The organism is Shewanella sp. SR44-3 (assembly GCF_014163735.1).
Classification (GTDB): Bacteria; Pseudomonadota; Gammaproteobacteria; order Enterobacterales; family Shewanellaceae; genus Shewanella.
Genome location: NZ_JACJDV010000012.1, coordinates 25,165 through 44,638, shown reverse-complemented (window position 1 = coordinate 44,638; position 19,474 = coordinate 25,165). Strand labels below are relative to the sequence as shown.

The following is a 19,474-nucleotide window of genomic DNA, read 5'->3' as shown; positions in this document are numbered from 1 at the left end:
TTCATGTAACTTTTCGACAACTTCTGTATTTATCTTGAATAAATATCAGAAGTTTAGCTTTATTGTGCATTTCATCAAATAAGGTTTCCTGCTAGGCTTCACTAAGCTAAAGGCATGACTGAAAAATCATAATTAAAAAAGGATTCAGAGTGATAAAAATCAACAAACTTGGGCTAACAAGTAAAATATTGATCGGTATGGGAGCGGGGATCATTATTGGTCTATTATTACGTAACCTCTTTCCTAGCGCTGAATGGGTGCAAGACTACATCACTGATGGTTTTTTACACGTAGTCGGTACCATTTTTATTGCCAGTTTAAAAATGCTCGTGGTACCACTGGTATTTATATCACTGGTTTGCGGCACCTGTTCATTAAGCGACCCATCAAAATTGGGGCGTTTAGGGGGTAAAACCATAGCGTTTTATTTATTTACCACTGCGATTGCGTTAACCATTGCCATCACTGCGGCGATTTTAGTTCACCCAGGTAATGCCTCATTAGCATCAAGCCAAATGGAATACGTGGTTAAAGAGGCCCCAAGTCTGGCTGAAGTAATTATTAACATCGTCCCCACTAACCCAATGCAAGCCTTAAGTGAAGGCAATATGCTGCAGATCATCATATTCGCGGTGATTTTTGGTTTCGCGATTTCTCATATTGGTGAGCGTGGATTAAGAGTGGCGGCATTTTTTGACGACCTCAACGAAGTCATCATGCGAGTCGTGACCTTAATTATGCAACTGGCACCTTATGGCGTCTTTGCATTAATGGCAAAACTCAGCTTGACCTTAGGATTAGAAACCTTTGGTAGTGTATTAAAATACTTCTTCCTCGTGGTACTGGTGTTATTTATTCAAGCACTCATAGTGTACCCAAGCTTATTAAAAATCTTCTCAGGCTTAAGTCCCTTGATGTTTCTTCGCAAAATGCGTGATGTGCAATTGTTTGCTTTTAGCACCGCAAGCTCTAATGCCACTTTGCCTGTGACTATAGAAACTAGCGAGCATCGCATGGGGGTTGATAATAAAATAGCCTCCTTTACCTTGCCCCTTGGCGCAACCTTAAACATGGATGGCACAGCCATTATGCAAGGGGTAGCGACTGTATTTATCGCTCAAGTATTTGGTATTGAACTCAGTTTAATGGATTATGTGACTGTAGTGGTCACGGCAACCTTAGCCTCAATAGGCACGGCTGGTGTTCCTGGTGTCGGGCTTATTATGCTTGCCATGGTGCTTAATCAAGTGGGTTTACCGGTTGAAGGCATTGCCTTAATTATTGGTGTCGATAGATTATTAGATATGCTCCGCACCGCCGTCAATGTTACCGGTGACACAGTTGCAACAGTGATCATTGCAAAGTCAGAAGGTGAGTTTAATCAAGGGATTTTTGATGACTCTCAAGCAGGAAAAGCTGCTAAGAGTTTTGAAGAGCAAGTGCTTAACCCTAAGAAAACCCGCTGATTAGCGTTTTTCTTAAACAATAAAAAAGACGCCGCGGCGTCTTTTTTATGTTAAGTACAAATGCCTAATACCAAGCGATGTATAAAATCATTATGACAAATTATACAGCTGCTCAGCGCGATTAAACATCACCCAAGAGGTGGCAATGTATTTATCACCACTCAGAGGAGTATTGCCCCTGTGGCTATGAGTAAATCCTGCTGGCGCTATCACTAAGGTACCTTTTTTAGGAGATATTTTACGTTGTTGATAGAAGAACTCGGTTTCACCGCCCTCGACCACATCATTTAAATAGAACATATACAACACCACTCTGTGTAATGCCTCATTATGTCCAGCTTGAGGAAATTGCTCAGAGTGCCAATGGGGGTAACCGCCCTTGCCTTGTTGATAACGCTGTATATTTACAGTCCCACTTCTAAATAGATACTTAACAATCGCTTCAGCCCTAGGCTCACCTAAAATATCAAAGTTGGTGGGTGTTAAGGTGGCAGACTGGCCATTTTCATCAGCAACAGCCACTGAAACCGCCCCCATTAAGGCCAACGAATACTGCTTAAAATACGCTACACTATGTTTGAGTGTGGTGGCTAACAATTCATTTTTTAATGAATCTAACTCAGGGTGAGAATCTAACATTAAATCTTGGCTAATTTTTTTCTCAAGATCGACCCCATTACCCGTGCACCCAGGCTTAACACTAGGGTGACGCTCAAAGGCTTCAATCAAGCGGTCGCATAGTTCATCACTCATGGCGTTGGGGTAGACTTCAATAAAATCCATATAATTTAATTATTTTTTCTAAGGAGAGTGGTAACATGCTGCCACGGTAACATTGGTGATGTAAAGCCTTGTTATTACACATTTGTTGATAATTGTAACTTTTTAGCAACCGCTAATGAATTAAATGGTTCTATGACTAAAAATCTTAAAATTTCAGTTGATCAACTCCAAGTAGGCACTTTCATCAGCCTTCCTGTGTCTTGGAAAGATCATCCTTTTTTATTCAGTAGTTTTAAGATTAAAGATGCCGCTCAAATTGAGTTAATAAAACATTTAGGTATAACTGAAGTATTTTTCAATCAAGAAAAAAGCGAAGTTCAACCTCTGGCTCCAGAAGCGGTTGAAGAGAATAGTGTCGACCTCGATGACATGCCAGTAGCAGCCGACTCAGATGATATGATGCTGCTTAAAAATGAAATGGAAGTTCACAAGCAAGACAGCATAGATAAGCAACAGCAGCTACGCCGGGGGATTAACAAGACAGAAAGGCAGTTTCAACGTTCTGTGGCTATGATGCACTCTGTCGTATCAAAACTTGGCAGTCGTCCCTTAAATGCCGTAAATGATGCCAAAGATCTGATCCATAATTTAACTGATTTACTGCTTAATTCAGATAATTTAGTGCTGCATTTAATGGGTGATGCTAAACCAGAGGATGGCATTTATTATCACTCACTGAATGTCTCAACGTTATGTATGCTGTTGGGCAAGGGTTTGGGCTGGTCTAGGGAAGAAATAGAACTTATAGGTATAGGCGCATTGTTTCACGATGTAGGTAAACTTAAAGTTCCCAGTAACATCTTAAATAAACGTACTCCTTTGAGTGTTCCTGAAATAAACTTCATTAAACAGCACCCGCTAATGAGTATTAACTTCTTAAAATTAGCTGATAACTTCCCTGAAGCGGCCAAACCCTTAATTGCCAATCACCATGAATATCTTGATGGCTCAGGTTCACCTCAAGGCTTAAAAGCAGCTCAGCTTGATAATTTATCTCAACTTATCGCTGTGGTTAATGAGTACGACAACCTGTGTAACGGCAGCTTACAGTCAAAGGCCAAAACACCTTTTGCCGCTTTAAGTTATCTTTATAAAAATTACAGCACTAAGCTGAATAAAGAGTACGTGGGCAAAATGATTAAAACCTTAGGGATTTATCCACCGGGGTGCATTATTGAACTCTCATCAGGTCAATTTGGCTTAGTGATGTCGGTAAACTTGAAAAACATCTTATTCCCGCGGATCATGGTTTACGATCCCCAAGTGCCTAAAGATCAAGCGCCGATTATTGATTTAGAAAAAGAAGGCATCAAAATTGTACGCTGTTTACCTCCAGCGGCCTTGCCTGAAAAAATATTTAAATACTTAAATCCAAGAGAAAAAGTAAGCTACGCTATTGGTAACGAAAGCTAATTTGAACGGTGACATCAAAGGTTAACCTTTGATGTCACCGTTCAAATATAACCAAGGCTTATAACCAACCTTTGCGTTTAAAGAATAAATAAGTTCCAGCGGCGCTGGCTATCATCATCACTATGGCCATTGGATAACCAAACTGCCAAGCAAGCTCAGGCATGGCGCCAAAGTTCATCCCATAACTACTGGCTATCAAGGTTGGCGGCATAAACACCACTGCTGCAACTGAGAAGATTTTAATGATTTTATTCTGCTGTAAACCACTAAAGCCCATGGCAGCATCAAGCAAAAAGTTTAATTTATCAAAGATAAACTGGCTGTGGGGCATGAGTGATTCAATATCCGACAGCATTTCACGTAAATCTTTCATGTTAGCATCACTGAGCTGCTCACGGTAATAACGCTGCATGTAACGCAATGAGCGCTGAGTATCCAGTAGACTTAAGCGGATTTTCCCGTTGGAATCTTCCTGTAATGTGATGAGCTTAAATACCCTGTCCAGCTCATCGTTTTCAAATACTCGCTCACTGACATTATCCAGTACAGTATAGACATCTTCAATTAAATCAGATAAGTAGTCGACTTTGAGATTGAATAATTCAATCAACAATCCCTGAGGGGTACTGATCTCTAACCGGCCAAGGCGCAAATAGTTACGCAACAAGCGAATAAGACCTACATCTTCTTCTCTTATGGTCAATAAAAAGGTTTCACGTAAATTGAATGACACGTTAACGCCGCGAACATCTTGGCCCACCCGTTGAGGGAATAGAGAGTTGATGTGCAGACCATCATTATTTTGATAAAAACGCGCCGAGGCTTCAATTTCGTTAATGTCATCTTCGTCGGGCACTTCTTCAACCGAAATATGACTTAACCATTCACGCTCTTCATCATTCGGCTTATAAAGGTCAAGCCAAATCATGTCCTTGGGTAAGACATGGTCTACCGACAATTCGGTAATCGTAAGTTGTCGTTCTTGATAGCTATATGCAGTGATCATATGCCCCCCAAGCAGTCATAGAGAAGTTTAACCTATATATAGGCCAATTTTGGCGCTAGTTTACTCAATTCATAGGGAATGAACAGCAAAAAATCCCCATTATGCACCAGGGCCTGCTGATCTTTTCTGGTTGAATTTTGTTCAGGATAAAAATATTTTAATCGCAGCGACTGGATTGCAATCTAGTAATCTAAGCCGCTATCACTTAGCCAAGTGCATCTCAACAAAGAGTAAAACGACCTTAAAAGATCGACTCTGCTCTACATAAATCATAAATAAAAATGCCCCTTAGGGCATTTGTCCGGCTTAAACAATCACAAGATGGTGCCATCATGATATGTTTAATTAACTTTTTAAGCGTCTGTCTAATTGATCTTTCAAATTAGCGGGCACGCCTTTTATCAGGATAGTGTCTGATATTGGATCATAAATTACCCGTTCACCTAAATGACCACCGTCAAAACTTAAGGTCACGCCGCCGCCAGTGCCGGAGAACTTTTTAAGTTGTCTAAGGCTTGCTTTGTCCGCTGGGAACTCTTCATCGAGCTCATAGGTGCCAGAACTTGCAAAATCATAGAAGGAATCCATGCCACTATCGGCGAGTTCATCGGCAAGATCTTTAAGTTCGATATCAGCGCCAACGCCGGCGCGTTCGCTGCAATAATCAAACACTTTGTCACGGCATTGCTGACGCTCGTCTTTGGTCAGTTCACTGCCAGAGACAAAATCTTCTACCGCATGCATCAAGGTTTTATTTTGCGCCTTGATGTTCACCCCTTCAACGCAGCCCATAAAATCTAAAAAGAAATCGGCAACTTTGCGCCCAGCGCGTCCGCGAATAAACGAAATGTATTTACGAGAATCTTTATCCGCTTGCCATTCAGTCAAGTCAATACGCGCCGCAAGCTGAATATTGTTGAGATCTAAGTGGTTATTTTGTGACAGCTCCATATCATCAAGCACTGTCATCGACGACTTTGCACTGAGTAATGCCACAAATAAATAATCACTCGTCATGCTGGTGTAACATGACATCAGCAAGAAACCACCTTGGCTGAAATCATATTTAGCCAGCTCTTCTTGGAGTAACTTACTAGCAAGACCAGTAAAGTCGACAAAACCCAAATCGCCACTGCGATATTGGCCTAAGCCATCTGCAAAGGCAGGGTTTGCTTCACCGTCTTCACCTTGGGTGCCAAAAAAGCCAAAGCCTTTGCCAGCTTTACCTGAGTAAGTTTGATGTAATTCCTCCAGCATGGCCTCAACGGCTTGGCTGTTCAACAAAGGTTGAGGACGGAGACGACAACGCAGTTGTCCCTGACTATCCTGAGAAATCTCGTGAATAATTGCTTGTTCTATATTAATACTCATAAGCCCTGATAGTGATACTGGTGGAAATCCGTTATTATATGCCGCTAATTCATTTCATTGTGAACATTTTTTAATTATGGCTATCCAATCAAAATACACTAATACCCAAGTTGAAGCATTAATCAGTGAGTTACTTGCTGTGCTAAGCAAGCATCAAGCCCCGACAGACCTAAGCTTAATGGTATTAGGCAACTGCGTAACTCACCTTTTAGAGAAAAAAGTGCCGAGCGAGTCTCGCCAGACTGTGGCAGAACAATTTGCAAAAGCCCTAGTAAAATCAGTAAAGTAGATTAATACCGCACTTTGCCCGTATTGCTTAGCCATTGTTTAGATGTTCATTTAAGTATCATTCATTAGACTTTGGCTAAGATAACGACAGGAAAACAAGCTAGTATGAGCGAGCGTAAAGAGCAAATGAGTCGTGACAAGGTGTCTCGGCTTATCAATTGGGGTCACTGGTTCGCCTTCTTTAATGGCTTACTCGCCATGATAGTAGGTGCCCGCTACCTATCCAGCCTTGGCTACCCAGAAACCGTGCTTGGTTGGGGCTATTTAGTCGTCAATACCTTAAGTCAGTTCAGCTTTCTCGCCTTTATTGTCTATTTGGTTTTCCTGTTCCCCGTGACCTTATTGCTGCCTTATTCGAAAATTTTGCGCGGTTTAGCGGCCATAGTCGCCAGTTTAAGCCTGTGCATCTTGTTGTATGACACAGTTATTTATGATGACTACGGCATTCACCTAAGTCCTTTCGCCTTCGATTTAGCCTGGGCCGATCTTAATGCCCTGCTCCATGGAACCTCTTATATTGTGACCCCTATCGGGATCGTGATCATTGAATTAACCGCGGCGAACTTTATTTGGAAGCGCATCGAGAAAATTCAGAAAAAACAGTTCGGCCATAAAGTTGTGTTATTTATCGGCTTGTGTTTTGTGTCTAGCCACTTAACTCACATCTGGGCCGATGCCGCCGACATCACAGATATCACCCGATTTGATGATGCTTACCCGCTATCATACCCAGCCACTGCCCGCAGCTTTATGGAAAGCCATGGCATTGAAGGCACAAAAGATCTCGACCCATTATTAAGTGATAAAGTCACCTCTGGCAGTGCCAAGTTAACTTACCCCATTGCAGCGCTACAATGCAGTATTGCGAGCCAGAGTAATATATTACTCATCAGCATAGACAGCTTAAGAGCCGACATGATTGATGACAAAACCATGCCATTCTTAACTCGATACCAAAAACAGAATCAAGAGTTTAGTCAACATTACAGCGGTGGGAATCAGTTTAGGACTGGCATGTTTTCACTGCTTTATGGTCTGCAATCTAGCTACAGCGACCGCCAAGAATTTCACAATAAACGCCCAGTGATGACCGATGAGTTGTTAAAGTCAGGTTACCAACTAGGGTTATTTATGCCAGAAGTCATCCGCCAAAATGCGTTAATAAACAGCATGTTTGATGGCTTCGAGCTTAACGCCAGTTCACGCCTTGATGGCGGCGCGGCGGCGGATCTTGCCACTGTTGCAAACTTAACCTCATGGCTGCAAAGCAAGGCGCTCCCCTCTGCGCAAACAGCGCCTTGGTTTGCCTTAGTCAATCTCACTGCACCCAAAGAATACGATACCCCCATTGGCTTTTTAGGCATAGAAACCGTCAAGCCACCGTTTGAGCTCAAAGCCGCTGAAAAAGTACTGTTTAATCAGTATCGTCAATCACTGAACTTTATTGATAAGCAGTTGCAGCAAATACTGACGCAAGTCGATAACGACACTATAGTGCTGATAACTGGCACCCATGGGCAAATATTCAATACCAATAGCGATGCCGTTAAACGGGATTTATCCCCTGCAAGCGTCAAGGTTCCTTTGATTATTCACCAGCCAAATTCACCTGCCGCTAAAGTTAAGTATCGCACCAGTCATTACGGCATAGTGCCCACTTTGATGACCCAAGTGCTAGGCTGTGAAAACCCCATGGCAGATTACAGCGCAGGACGCGGCCTACTTGAGCCAAGTAAAGAGAGCTGGATTTATATTGGTGATAGCCAAATCTTTGCTATCTATCAAAAAAATGAAATCACTGTGCTAGATAGACACGGTAAATACCGTATCTATAACAGTCAGTTTACTAAGCGCTTAGACAAAAAAATGAGTGCGCCAGAGCTTATTCAAGTGATGCGTGAAGGGCGACGTTTATATAATCAATAAATGTAGCCTAGAACGTTGCAGCTATCGAGCAGATTCTAAGCAGTTGATAGTGCGTATAACATTAAGTGCTTGCAGCCAATCACCTCAATTGATAAAGTGCTTGCTCGTTGAGAAGCCCCCCTTTATCTCAATGACATTTCGGGATATGGCCTAGTCCGGTAAGGCGCTTGTCTGGGGGACAAGAGATCACAGGTTCAAATCCTGTTATCCCGACCACATTTAATGAAAAAGCCTCGTTGTTGACTTGATGTCAATTTCGAGGCTTTTTTGTCTCTCGATTTTACAGCAATCTTTATTTCGTTATCAATTCATCGAATAAAAGTCGTTTATCACCTCATGCCAAGCTTTCTCAGCTTTCGGTATAACGTGTTACGGCTTATTCCCAAGTGCTTAGCGCACTGGCTCACATTGCCACTGCACCCTGATAATGCCGCCATCACTTCAACATCAATTTGCTGAGCTAAGCTCTTGCCAGCAGAAAATGGCGGCGAAAAAAGCGACTTGGCTTGGGGCAACAAAGCATCAGTGTGTATCGATGCATCATGATTGCTATTCGTCATCATTGATGAAGACTGACGCTCAGAGACTAATTGAGTTTGCAGCTGCACAGGCATAGATTGTAGGGTCAACATGGGCAAGCCTTCTGACATCAGGCAGGCCACCTGCATCAAGTTATCAAGCTCGCGTAGATTCCCGGGCCATGCATAGCCCAGTAACAACTCAAGCAGCTCACCACACATGACTTGCTTATCCGTGCAGTATTTAACATGGAGTTTATCGATGATCCTCGCTTTATCTTGCCTGTCACGCAGCGGCGGTAAATTGACCTGTAAGCCACTTAAGCGATAGTACAAATCTTGCCTAAACTCCCCGCTTGCCACTTTAGCCTGCAAATCGGCATGACTTGCTGCCACCAATTGAATATCAACGGCTATGGCTTGATTTGCGCCAATGGGCACCACTTCACGCTCCTGTAATACCCGTAGCAATCGAGTTTGCACCGCCATCGGCATGTCGCCTATTTCATCGAGGAATAAAAACCCCTGATCCGCCTGACGAATTTTACCCATAAACCCATGTCGATTAGCCCCAGTGTAAGCCCCAGCTTGATAGCCAAACAGTTCAGCCTCAACTAAGTCATGAGGAATGGCGGCGCAGTTTATCGCCACTAGGGGTTTATCGTGACGATCACTTTGGCTGTGGAGCTGCTTAACAAAATGCTCTTTGCCAACCCCAGTTTCGCCGCAGATGAGCAAAGGGATCTGCCGGCTCAAGACTTTATTGGCCTGTATCCAAGCTTGCTCTAATTGAGGGTCTTTAAATTTAAGCCCAAGCTTATTCACCGTCACCGAAGGGGCGCGGTCTTTTAATGATTGGGTTTTTAGGTGCAGCATCTGGTGCTGAGAGTGGCGGTCTTGTTTCCAGCTATCGCCAATATGCTCAGCCAAATCATCACCCACTTTCATGTGCTGCAATAAATGCTGCGCCATGGGATTAAAGCCCAGTAATTTACCCTTGCTGTCAGCTACCGCGATACCTTGCCACAAGGAGCCAAATAAGTGCGGCTGGGCGGCTAAGTCAATGCGGTAATGGCTATATGGGAGCTGACACAACAAGGCGGTTTCAATCAATTGGGCTAGGCTGGAAATCAAGAGTAAGGTTTGCTGGCTATGAACTTGTTGTTCGCTGGTAATGTCTAGTGTGGCGATTAATTCCCCCGAGGGTGAAAAAATTGGGCTGGCGGTGCAACTCATAAACCTGTGCTTGGCAAAAAAATGCTGATCGCCAATCACAGACACGAGCTGCTTAGCCTTAAGGGCTGTGCCGATGGCATTGGTGCCCTTATGATCTTCAAGCCAATTCACCCCTTCATCTAAGGCAATGTTCGCCAGCTTATCCGAATATTTTGCCAAGCCCCAATGCTTAAGCACATAGCCTTCACTGTCAGACAGAATCAGCCGGCTCTGACTGTGGGCCATCACCTGATGAAACAAGGGCAGCGCTTGCGACTCCACTAAACCAATAAGCATACTATGATTGGCTTGCTTTTGCTGCAGGCTGGCATTATCCAGTTTGTAATGTTCTGGATCCTGGGTCTGATGCAGGCCAGCTAACGTGCTGCGCTGCCAAGAATCGCTCAACCAATGGGATGCATCTTGTACTAAAGACGGTGTTTTAGCTGCCATGCTTATGCTCCATTTTGGCACACTCATCCGTGCCATTACTGAACAGTGTAACTACAGAGCAGCAAATTTAATTTAGATGCTCAAACACAAGTCATTATTGATAAACACATTAAAACCATGATTTATCAGTAGATTAAAATTATTCCGAAACAAAAGACCTACTTGGCCTAGTCCTTGTAATCCTAACAAGACCAATACAATAAAAATAGCCACAACAACAAGGAATTTTTATGATCTATTCACAACCAGGCACCACAGGTGCAATTATGAATTTCAAGCCGCTGTACAATAACTTTATCGGCGGCAAATGGCAGCCTCCCGTTGGCGGCAAGTATTTTGATAATGGATCACCGGTTAATGGTGAATTTTTCTGCCAAGTGCCCCGCTCTGATAGCCGTGATATTGAACTGGCCCTAGATGCTGCCCATAAAGCCTTTGAAACTTGGGGGAAAACCAGCGTCACTGAACGCTCAAACCTACTGCTTAAAATTGCCGACAGAGTCGAGCAAAACATTGAATATTTAGCCGTTGCAGAAACATGGGAAAACGGCAAAGCAGTGCGTGAAACCTTAAATGCCGACTTGCCTTTGTTTGTTGATCATTTCCGTTACTTTGCTGGCGTCATTCGCGCTCAAGAAGGCAGTGCAGCAGAACTTGATATGAACACTGTGGCTTATCACTTTCCTGAGCCATTAGGCGTGGTTGCGCAAATTATCCCTTGGAACTTCCCGCTGCTAATGGCGGCATGGAAAATTGCCCCTGCGCTTGCTGCGGGTAACTGCATAGTATTAAAACCTGCTGAGCAAACTCCCGCATCTATATTAGTGCTGCTAGAGCTTATCGAAGATTTATTGCCCGCAGGCGTATTAAATGTGGTCAATGGTTATGGCACTGAAGCAGGCCAAGCCCTAGCCACCAGCAAACGCATTGCCAAATTAGCCTTCACCGGCTCCACGGCAATTGGTCAGCATGTGCTCAAGTGCGCCGCTGACTCACTTATTCCCTCAACGGTTGAACTTGGCGGTAAATCACCCAACATCTATTTTGCAGATGTACTCGATCACGAAGACAGCTACTTAGATAAAGCTATCGAAGGCATGCTGTTGGCGTTTTTCAACCAAGGTGAAGTCTGTACTTGCCCATCTAGAGTGCTAGTGCAAGAAAGCATCTATGATAAATTTATCGAAAAAGTCATCCAAAGGGCAAAAACCATCAAGCAAGGGGATCCGCTGGATACCGACACCCAAGTGGGCGCTCAAGCCTCAAAAAAGCAATTTGATAAAATCTTAAGTTACTTAGAAATAGGTAAAAATGAAGGTGCCCAAGTGTTATTAGGGGGGGATTTACTGCAACAAAGCGGCAGTCAGTCTCAAGGGTTCTACATTAATCCCACCATCTTAAAAGGCCATAACAAGATGCGGATATTCCAAGAAGAAATTTTTGGCCCCGTTATCGCCGTCACCACCTTCAAAGATGAAGCGCAAGCATTGGAACTTGCCAACGACACTGAATATGGTCTAGGCGCAGGGCTATGGACTCGCGACATGAACCGCGCACAGCGGATGGGACGAGGTATTCAAGCCGGCCGGGTATGGATAAATTGCTACCATGCTTATCCTGCTCACGCAGCGTTTGGTGGTTATAAAAAGTCAGGTATTGGCCGCGAGAATCACAAGATGATGCTCAACCATTATCAAAACACCAAAAACTTACTCATCAGTTATGATGTCAATCCACTGGGCTTTTTCTAATAAATCTTTTTATAAAAAATATCAAAATCTAGGTAATCCTAAGGCGCTCATCTCGAGCGCCTTTTTTGGTTATATTTCCATTTACTACACACTCCCTAAGGAGTACTCGCAAAAAAGTTCGTCCTGAATTGAGCCTTTTGCTGTCTACTGTAGTCTTGCCACGCCTCGTTAGATAAATGTGCAAGCTCTGACGCCCTTTGTGTTTCAAGCCTTGCATACAAGGCCGCTAACCCTTGCTGGTAATCTTGTACTTGGTATTCTTGGCTCTCCACTTGCTGTTGACGCTGCTTGATCTCATTTTGCTGCGAAGCATTCAAAAACTGCTCAGCCAAAGCCGCGCTCACCTGTTGATAATCGGCTTCATTGAGATCTTGCGGAATTAACCCTAGGGCGGTTTCATATTGCGTCACCCCCAGCGTATCCTGACTATGTTTGTCACGGCCACTCTCATTGCCGATTGGCCCATCTTTTACAAGAGCAGTCAGCGCTTGCACTAAGGTCTGCGGATCTTGAATATCCATAAGTGCCTCTGCATTCAACTTAAATTGATATTGCTGATATTCATCAAAATACAGCAAGGCAGCAGCCGTCCCCCAAACTTGAGCTTGAAGAGCTTGAATTCGAACAACCTTATCCTCTAGAGAGACTTGATGCGGCATTAACTCATTCCCCAGTAATTCCTGCAATTGTGCCAATTTAATTGGATAACTGCGCAATAAGTCAAAACGCTCATCAATCAGATGCTGACTGAGTACTTGCAAGCGCTCATCACACTCAGCTTCTTGCTGGCATAATCGCCAAAAGTCGCTCAATACTTGCTGCAACCTTTGGCCTTTATCTTGAGCTATCCTGGTGATGAATGGCTCATCTAACCAGTCATGGGCCGCTTGTTTTGGCGCTGTGATGACGGTGTTTTGTATCGCCTTTACAGGCACAATTACAAGGTCACCCTCTTGTGCGCTAGTAGTATTAAGCGCAATGCGCTCAACGGCTTTACTCGGCGCAATGTTAGGCGGCTTAACGTCTACAAGCCCCATCACGGCCATTAAGATAAAACCCACGACCAATAAGCCTAGTGTCAGCCTGTGTTTCATTTCCCCTCCGACCACAATTCACACTTGAATATCTGATGACGACACTTTGAATGACAGCCCTTCTCATGACGACATTTAGGCTAAACGGTGCGGCAATGCTCACCGCACCTTTAATGAATGCCTTAATTGAGCTGACTCCGCCATCATTCGCAACTTCTGCCCTATAAGCTTGCCGATTAACGCCCTGATGCGGTCAGTGGCGTGACAGTGCTAACAACGGGAAAGTGATCCGATAAGTTCCATTTCTGCCATAAACTGGTGGCAGAACTGCGGGGCACTTTAACATCATTGTCATTGCCTTCAGTCTTAGCATACTCATCACTGATAACGACATAATCCAGATATTCAATGTTCTCACCACCCGATAAAGCCGTGCCAGCAAACTCATTAATGCGAGGGTCGAACGTAGATTCTGTGTAACCTAAATAACTCGGCTGCTTGGCTTTCAAATTGGCAAACATTTGCTGATAATCGCCCTCAAATTTGCGTTTATTAACGTTGAAATCACCACCGTAGATAACGGTTTCATCTGTGGGTATCGCTAATGAATGCGCAAATTGGCGCATTTGTTTGAACTGTTTCTGGCGGTTGCTTCTAGCCACATCGGTATCAAAGGAAGCTGCGTGAGTCGCAAAAACATGATAGGCCTCGCCTTGTTTGATAACTTGCGCATAATTAATGCCTTTATCAGCAAAACAATCTGTACCACTGCAATCGGGATACACAAACTGAGCCTGCGCCACTATGGGATAGCGGCTCACTATCATCACGCCGCCATCATAAATATTAATACCAGACTTATCTAACATTCTGGTTTGATAAGGATATTCCTCTGCCAATGCCCGCAAGAATGCACCGCGACCAGGAGCAAACACTTCTTGAAGCATAACAACATCATGGCCACGCATTTTCTCTGGCAACAATGCCAGTCGCTCATTGATGTAAGAAGCAATCACAGGTAAGGCCCAAATGTTGTAAGTCATGACTTTTAGACTATTCGCCGCGGGTGCCCCAGCTAAGTCCTGATCAGGAGTGAACGCATAATAGAGATCATCATACCTGGGAGTGCTGCTCGATTTTACCGCAACCTCAGCGTTATTCATTGATGAGCGGATCCCATTATTCGCCATACCCACTTGCTGATAACGATGAATATTTCTGTCCTGGTGCCATTGCAATGCTTGACCTTCATAACTTAAACCATGCTTTAGCGTAGAGTTATACCAATGCCCTTGAATATCCTGATGCAACTGCACCACCTCCCCTTCGCTGTCTGTTAGGTGAGTCGTAAAACGATAATTTTGACCAGATTTAACCCCTTCCCAACGATTAACACTCAGTAGCATCTTGGTTTCCCAGGGGCCAATATGATTGGCATGTTGCAACCATTCATCACCTTTGACTAAATGATCGCTGCCACTGTGGTCGATGCTAATGCTCAACTGCTTAGGGGAGTTATTGGTGAAATACACATCCGTATCAGCCATGGCGATACTGGGGGCCAACAATAAACTTGCCAATGCCAGTGCCTTCATTGTCTCCGTAGCCATTGCAGACTTGTTCCTTACTGTATTCATCTTGTCATCCTATGTGGTTATTTTTGGTATTGTTGGCCTTTGCCGCGCTAGCAGGGCTCAATGCCACACAAGTTAAACAGTAGGAAATGACACTTTAACGACAGGGGTATGAATAACTGGTTAAGCGACGACTAATGTTGTTTAATAACTTTTGTTTAATAACTTTTGTTAATTACTACGGAAATATTTAAAAAGGCTGCTATTTTTATTAGTAATATGCCTAATAGGAATGACCCAGATTGGTTAATGAAATCGCCCATATCAATAGCCCAAGCTTGCTGCTGTCGCGGCAAGGACTTTGTCTAGCACAAAATGTGCTATTTGAGTCTGATGGCGATCTTATGGCTCATAAACAACAAATTATTGAGCACTTAGTCCCTTTCTTATCCTTAGGGCATAAAACCAGCTCTTATTACACCCAAACCTCCCGTGTCAGCCTGTCTTTAATCGCTCTTGATGATGGCACGCATTTAGTCTGTTGCAATTGTATCTCCAGACCCAAAGCTGCAACACCAGCTAAAACCACAGTGCAGCATGATTTTAATTACTATGCCTTAATTGATAATGAACTCATGCTTGTCAGTTCAAACCACCCACAGCTTACCGCATCACTTAATATTCAAAATCAATTCGAGCAACTGTTTTCCGCCAATAACATCAGTAAAGTACAACAGTCATTAAAGCAACTCACCATCAATCAAAGGGTTGAGCTGAGCTTAACCCATGAAGAACAAGCGATCTTTTTATGCATTGAATCTGTGCGGCTTAATCAACAACAATTTTGGCTGATTGTATGGCACCCTATGACTGGTTCTAATAACAAAAATACTGGCGTGATGCACAAATACAGCTATTTGCTCAATGCCGTGAATCAATTATCCGAAGGCATGGTAATAGTTAATGCACATAATAGAATTGAGTTATGTAACCAACAGTTTTACAAAATTTTTCCCTATCTTGATCATCAGCTGCTGATAGGTATTAAGGCCTTTGAATTAGTCAGCCAAATACTGGCCGTTGAATTTAAGTCCGATGAAAGAAAAATTATCGCCATTAAACGTTGGTATAAAAGAAAGCTTAAAGCCAACACTTTGATCAACTTCAGCTTCACCAGCCAGTCGGGATTCACCTTAGAATATCGCGACAGATTTACCGATGATAATGAACGAATTTGCTTATTACTCGATGAAACCAATATCACTCAATTACATGATAAATTAGAAAAGACTTGGCTTAAATCTGTTGAAGTTAGCGCTGCTAAGAGTCAATTCATGGCAGCCATGGGTCATGAAATCCGTACCCCACTTAACGCAATTATCGGCCTACTCGAACTCACCCTCAGGGATGAACGCTATCAAGACAACAAACACCTTCAGGTGGCAAGCCGCAGTGCTAACCATTTATTGAATTTACTCAATGATGTGCTGGATTACACTAAATTTGAAGCCGAGAAAGTCAACCTTTCCACCGTAGATGTGGACTTAAGGTTGTTGTGTGAAGACGTGCTATCAACTTTTGCGGTGCAAGCTCAACAAAGAGGCGTCTGGCTTGAGCTCTATGTCGACCCTAAACTGGAAAAGTTGCTGCATTATGATGATGTGCGGATAACGCAAATTTTGCATAACCTTATCAGTAACGCGATTAAATTTAATACTTCAGAAACCCCATCGGTGCTGTTAAAACTTGAAGCGCTCAGTAGCACAGCAACATCGCAAACCCTTAAATTTTCCGTGTGCGATAACGGTATTGGTTTGACGGCAGAGCAACAGCACAAAATCTTCCAAGGCTTTATGCAGGCCGATGACGAAACCTTTAGGAAGTTTGGTGGTACCGGCCTTGGCCTCAATATTTGTCAAAAAATATGTCATTTAATGCATTCTGAATTAAAAGTTGAAAGTGAAGTCAACCACGGCGCAACCTTCTATTTTATAGTTAAAATTCCATTCACTAATTCACAGAAAACTCAAGTCAGTCAGAAAAACCCCCTTAAAGGATTAAGCCGTGCTGATCTTAACATCTTCACTAATCATCCCAAATTGTCCTACACCTTACAGCGCTATGCAGATGCCATCGGATTTAATCTGCATTATGTGTCCTCTTACAGTTTGCTCGAGCTTAATGAACCCGATGCGGTGATATTATTTGACCCTCATCAAGCGGATCTTAAATTTTGTAATAGTCAGCTTAAAGACAAAAACTTATTTCAACATTTGCTCAGTATGCCCCAACGTAAAGCCCTGCTCATTCAAGATGGCGACTTTAGTGCGAACCAAACCAATATTAAACAAATATCCTTGATGCCCTTAAGGTTGGAGCAGTTATTAGAATTAGTGAAAGACACTAGCAACGGCAACAACAAACTTGATACAAAGCGCCAAGGTGATCAAAACAATTTGAATAGGATTAATGCATTAGTTGTAGAGGATAATGCTGATAATATTTTTGTCTTGGAACATCAACTGGCGTCCATTGGCGTACAGGCAACCTTTTGTGATGATCCCGAAAAAGCTATCATTCAATTCCAGCAACACAATTATAATTTAATCATCTCTGACTATCAGATGCCCCATTTAACTGGCGCTGAACTGACGCAAACCATACGCTATATCGAAGAAACAGAGTTTAGAATTCCTACACAAGTGATAGTGCTAACGGCTGACAAATCCTCTGAGTGTCAGCAAGCGTGCAGTAAAGCGCAAGTGAATCAAATATTTATCAAACCATTGTCTTTACCAGTCTTGCAAAAATACCTTTGCGATTTAAATTTATTCTTAGAAGAACATCAAGAACAGGATGATCCATTAAATAACCTAGATGGTTTGGAGCATGATTTTACCGACAGAGATGACATCTTCATCGACACCTTCAATGACGATGAAGAGCAAGTTAATGAATACCTTATTGATAGCCAGGAATCGAGAGTCAATAAAAGCCCTGCTATTCACCCTTTGAATAGCCAATCAACAACTCAAGAACAGCCAGCACCCATGGATATCAAGGTTATCTATAAGTTCGTCGGCGATATCAGTGATGAAGAAATCGATGATTTCTTAACCCAATTTTTGGGCAACCTAGAGCAGCGTCATCAAGCCTTGCAGCAGGCGTTTATGGATCATGATTTTAACAGCGTTCACTCATCAGTTCACACCATCAAAAGTAGCGCCCTCTATATTGGCGCACAAGCCTTGAGTGATGCCTGCCAAAAACTCGAAAATAACACTGGCAACAATCAGGTGGATTTAGTCGAGGCTCATCAATTATGGCAACATGTTGAGCGGGAAATTGAACGTCTATTGGCATACCTAGTCGCAAGGAAGGGTCAATATGGCAAAAAGTAGTCTAGTATCAAACATTATCATGTTCAGCCAATCTAAGGAGAATGACGCTCTACTAATCAATATAATCTCCCGCAATTTTGCCAAAGTCTTGGTCGTAGACAAGATTAATAGTGTCAGTGAAGCATTAAGAGATCTGGCCCCTAAGGTCATCTTCGTCTCTTGCGAAACCCTGCAAGAATCTTTAGCCACTTACTATCAAGCCCTAGATGAAGTCCAAGGCGGTAAAATTTGCGAGCATTGCGTGGTAGGAGTGATTTCAAGACACGATGAAAAAGATGCCTATGAAGCCTATTGCAGTGGCATTATCGATGACTACCTTGTTGCACGGCCCCTATACGAATTACATCGCCCTGTGGTTATCTGTCAGCATTTGCTAAAAAAAGTGGGCTTAACTGAGGGCACAACACACAAAACCGACTTTCTACAATACAAGAAAAACTATAACGATGCTGCCAAGGAAATCATCGCCAAGGGTATTGAACGCAAGGAGTCGATGAAAAAAGATTTTGAGAATAGCTTAAGTCAAATTGACAAAGCCTTAGATGCAGCAGCCGACAGAATTCAAAAACATCAAACCGTTAAGCTTGACATGGAGATGCTTAAAAAAACCTTGTCGGCAATTAAATCCGATGAAATACGCCCCGAACTGCTTAAAATTCAAAATAAGGCGATACAACTATTAGAACAAGTTGTCAGTGATGCCCAAAGTAGCTTTAGTGCCGAAAACATGCTGTTTTCCGATGAAACTGAATTACCTGATATCGAGATTAAACGGGCCGCTTCTGCCGCTGCAGAAAAGTCAGTCACTAAAGTGGCACCTGCACTTGATAGGACTCACGCTGAGGCCCCAATTGCCACAAAACCTGTAGTAAAAGAGAAGATCCCTAAAGTACTCATCATTGAAGATGATGAAATTAGCCTGCACTTAACCCAAGTATTACTGGGTAATTACAAACTGGAATTTGATAGTGCAGAAACAGGACGGCGCGCCTTTGCCTGCTTAAGCAGCCGTGAATACGACTTAGTGTTAATGGACATTAATTTACCCGATACCAATGGGCTGTATATTCTCGACCAAATAAGAACAACGGCAAACCTGAACAAAAAAACCCCCATCATAATGCTCACTGGTAATAAAAATAAGAATACCGTACGCCAAGCCATAGAAGCCGGTGCAAAAGGCTATATCATCAAACCCTTGCACCAAACCTCTGTGGTAAAACTATTTGAAAAGTATCATTTACCTTTATTAGAAAAAGCCTAAATTAACCCCAA

General features: G+C 43.0%; 13 protein-coding genes and 1 tRNA gene. 8 read left to right on the top strand and 6 right to left on the bottom strand.

All coding sequences use genetic code 11. The features are described 5' to 3' along the window. Positions 1-149 precede the first annotated feature (149 nt). Complete coding sequence (locus tag H5073_RS08655) at positions 150-1,466, top strand: dicarboxylate/amino acid:cation symporter (RefSeq protein WP_182678926.1); 1,317 nt, start codon at positions 150-152, stop codon at positions 1,464-1,466. A gap of 90 nt (positions 1,467-1,556) precedes the next feature. Here the strand turns inward: H5073_RS08655 and H5073_RS08650 are convergent, their stop codons facing one another. After that, positions 1,557-2,249, bottom strand: coding sequence for a 2OG-Fe(II) oxygenase (locus H5073_RS08650; protein WP_182678924.1), 693 nt, complete (start codon positions 2,247-2,249; stop codon positions 1,557-1,559). 132 nt (positions 2,250-2,381) lie between these two features. Here H5073_RS08650 and H5073_RS08645 point away from each other — a divergent pair, with 132 nt between their 5' ends. Further along, entirely contained in the window at positions 2,382-3,662 is a 1,281-nt protein-coding gene (locus H5073_RS08645) for an HD-GYP domain-containing protein (protein WP_182678923.1), read from the top strand. A 58-nt stretch (positions 3,663-3,720) separates the two neighbouring features. On the opposite strand, the gene corA is transcribed toward H5073_RS08645, so the two are convergent. Beyond that, positions 3,721-4,668, bottom strand: a complete 948-nt coding sequence (corA, locus tag H5073_RS08640) for a magnesium/cobalt transporter CorA (protein WP_182678921.1) — start codon at positions 4,666-4,668, stop codon at positions 3,721-3,723. A 345-nt stretch (positions 4,669-5,013) separates the two neighbouring features. Then, positions 5,014-6,039 (bottom strand): nucleoid-associated protein YejK, encoded by a 1,026-nt coding sequence (gene yejK / locus H5073_RS08635; RefSeq protein WP_182678919.1) that lies wholly within the window; start codon positions 6,037-6,039, stop codon positions 5,014-5,016. Between the two features lie 76 nt (positions 6,040-6,115). Between yejK and H5073_RS08630 the strand changes: the two genes are divergently transcribed. The 3 genes from H5073_RS08630 (at position 6,116) to H5073_RS08620 (ending at position 8,469) form a co-directional block, all read left to right on the top strand. Further along, complete coding sequence (locus H5073_RS08630; protein ID WP_182678917.1) at positions 6,116-6,328, top strand: YejL family protein; 213 nt, start codon at positions 6,116-6,118, stop codon at positions 6,326-6,328. Between the two features lie 104 nt (positions 6,329-6,432). After that, on the top strand, positions 6,433-8,253 hold the full coding sequence (locus H5073_RS08625) for a DUF3413 domain-containing protein (RefSeq protein WP_182678915.1): 1,821 nt from the start codon (positions 6,433-6,435) through the stop codon (positions 8,251-8,253). A gap of 139 nt (positions 8,254-8,392) precedes the next feature. Then, a tRNA-Pro gene (locus tag H5073_RS08620) sits at positions 8,393-8,469 on the top strand. A 113-nt stretch (positions 8,470-8,582) separates the two neighbouring features. Here the strand turns inward: H5073_RS08620 and H5073_RS08615 are convergent. Beyond that, positions 8,583-10,439, bottom strand: coding sequence for a sigma-54-dependent Fis family transcriptional regulator (locus tag H5073_RS08615; protein WP_182678913.1), 1,857 nt, complete (start codon positions 10,437-10,439; stop codon positions 8,583-8,585). A 230-nt stretch (positions 10,440-10,669) separates the two neighbouring features. Here H5073_RS08615 and H5073_RS08610 point away from each other — a divergent pair, with 230 nt between their 5' ends. Then, positions 10,670-12,190 (top strand): aldehyde dehydrogenase family protein, encoded by a 1,521-nt coding sequence (locus H5073_RS08610; RefSeq protein WP_182678911.1) that lies wholly within the window; start codon positions 10,670-10,672, stop codon positions 12,188-12,190. A gap of 95 nt (positions 12,191-12,285) precedes the next feature. Here the strand turns inward: H5073_RS08610 and H5073_RS08605 are convergent, their stop codons facing one another. Together H5073_RS08605 and H5073_RS08600 are read right to left on the bottom strand one after the other, a co-directional pair. Then, on the bottom strand, positions 12,286-13,284 hold the full coding sequence (locus H5073_RS08605; protein WP_182678909.1) for a hypothetical protein: 999 nt from the start codon (positions 13,282-13,284) through the stop codon (positions 12,286-12,288). Positions 13,285-13,460: 176 nt separating this feature from the next. Further along, on the bottom strand, positions 13,461-14,834 hold the full coding sequence (locus H5073_RS08600; protein ID WP_182678907.1) for a sphingomyelin phosphodiesterase: 1,374 nt from the start codon (positions 14,832-14,834) through the stop codon (positions 13,461-13,463). A 266-nt stretch (positions 14,835-15,100) separates the two neighbouring features. Here H5073_RS08600 and H5073_RS08595 point away from each other — a divergent pair, with 266 nt between their 5' ends. Together H5073_RS08595 and H5073_RS08590 are read left to right on the top strand one after the other, a co-directional pair. Next, positions 15,101-18,199, top strand: a complete 3,099-nt coding sequence (locus tag H5073_RS08595; protein ID WP_182678906.1) for a hybrid sensor histidine kinase/response regulator — start codon at positions 15,101-15,103, stop codon at positions 18,197-18,199. Next, positions 18,186-19,463 carry a PleD family two-component system response regulator gene (locus tag H5073_RS08590; RefSeq protein WP_182678904.1) on the top strand — a complete coding sequence of 426 codons (1,278 nt, stop codon included), beginning with the start codon at positions 18,186-18,188 and terminating at the stop codon, positions 19,461-19,463. Before H5073_RS08595 ends, H5073_RS08590 begins: the two co-directional genes overlap by 14 nt. The last annotated feature ends 11 nt before the right edge of the window (positions 19,464-19,474 follow it).

Bases quoted from the DNA above. Each gene is read 5' to 3' on its own strand.
- H5073_RS08650 (WP_182678924.1), bottom strand. From the start codon at position 2,249: ATGGATTTTATTGAAGTCTACCCCAACGCCATGAGTGATGAACTATGC.
- H5073_RS08645 (WP_182678923.1), top strand. From the start codon at position 2,382: ATGACTAAAAATCTTAAAATTTCAGTTGATCAACTCCAAGTAGGCACT.
- corA (WP_182678921.1), bottom strand. From the start codon at position 4,668: ATGATCACTGCATATAGCTATCAAGAACGACAACTTACGATTACCGAA.
- yejK (WP_182678919.1), bottom strand. From the start codon at position 6,039: ATGAGTATTAATATAGAACAAGCAATTATTCACGAGATTTCTCAGGAT.
- H5073_RS08630 (WP_182678917.1), top strand. From the start codon at position 6,116: ATGGCTATCCAATCAAAATACACTAATACCCAAGTTGAAGCATTAATC.
- H5073_RS08625 (WP_182678915.1), top strand. From the start codon at position 6,433: ATGAGCGAGCGTAAAGAGCAAATGAGTCGTGACAAGGTGTCTCGGCTT.
- H5073_RS08615 (WP_182678913.1), bottom strand. From the start codon at position 10,439: ATGGCAGCTAAAACACCGTCTTTAGTACAAGATGCATCCCATTGGTTG.
- H5073_RS08610 (WP_182678911.1), top strand. From the start codon at position 10,670: ATGATCTATTCACAACCAGGCACCACAGGTGCAATTATGAATTTCAAG.
- H5073_RS08605 (WP_182678909.1), bottom strand. From the start codon at position 13,284: ATGAAACACAGGCTGACACTAGGCTTATTGGTCGTGGGTTTTATCTTA.
- H5073_RS08600 (WP_182678907.1), bottom strand. From the start codon at position 14,834: ATGGCTACGGAGACAATGAAGGCACTGGCATTGGCAAGTTTATTGTTG.
- H5073_RS08590 (WP_182678904.1), top strand. From the start codon at position 18,186: ATGGCAAAAAGTAGTCTAGTATCAAACATTATCATGTTCAGCCAATCT.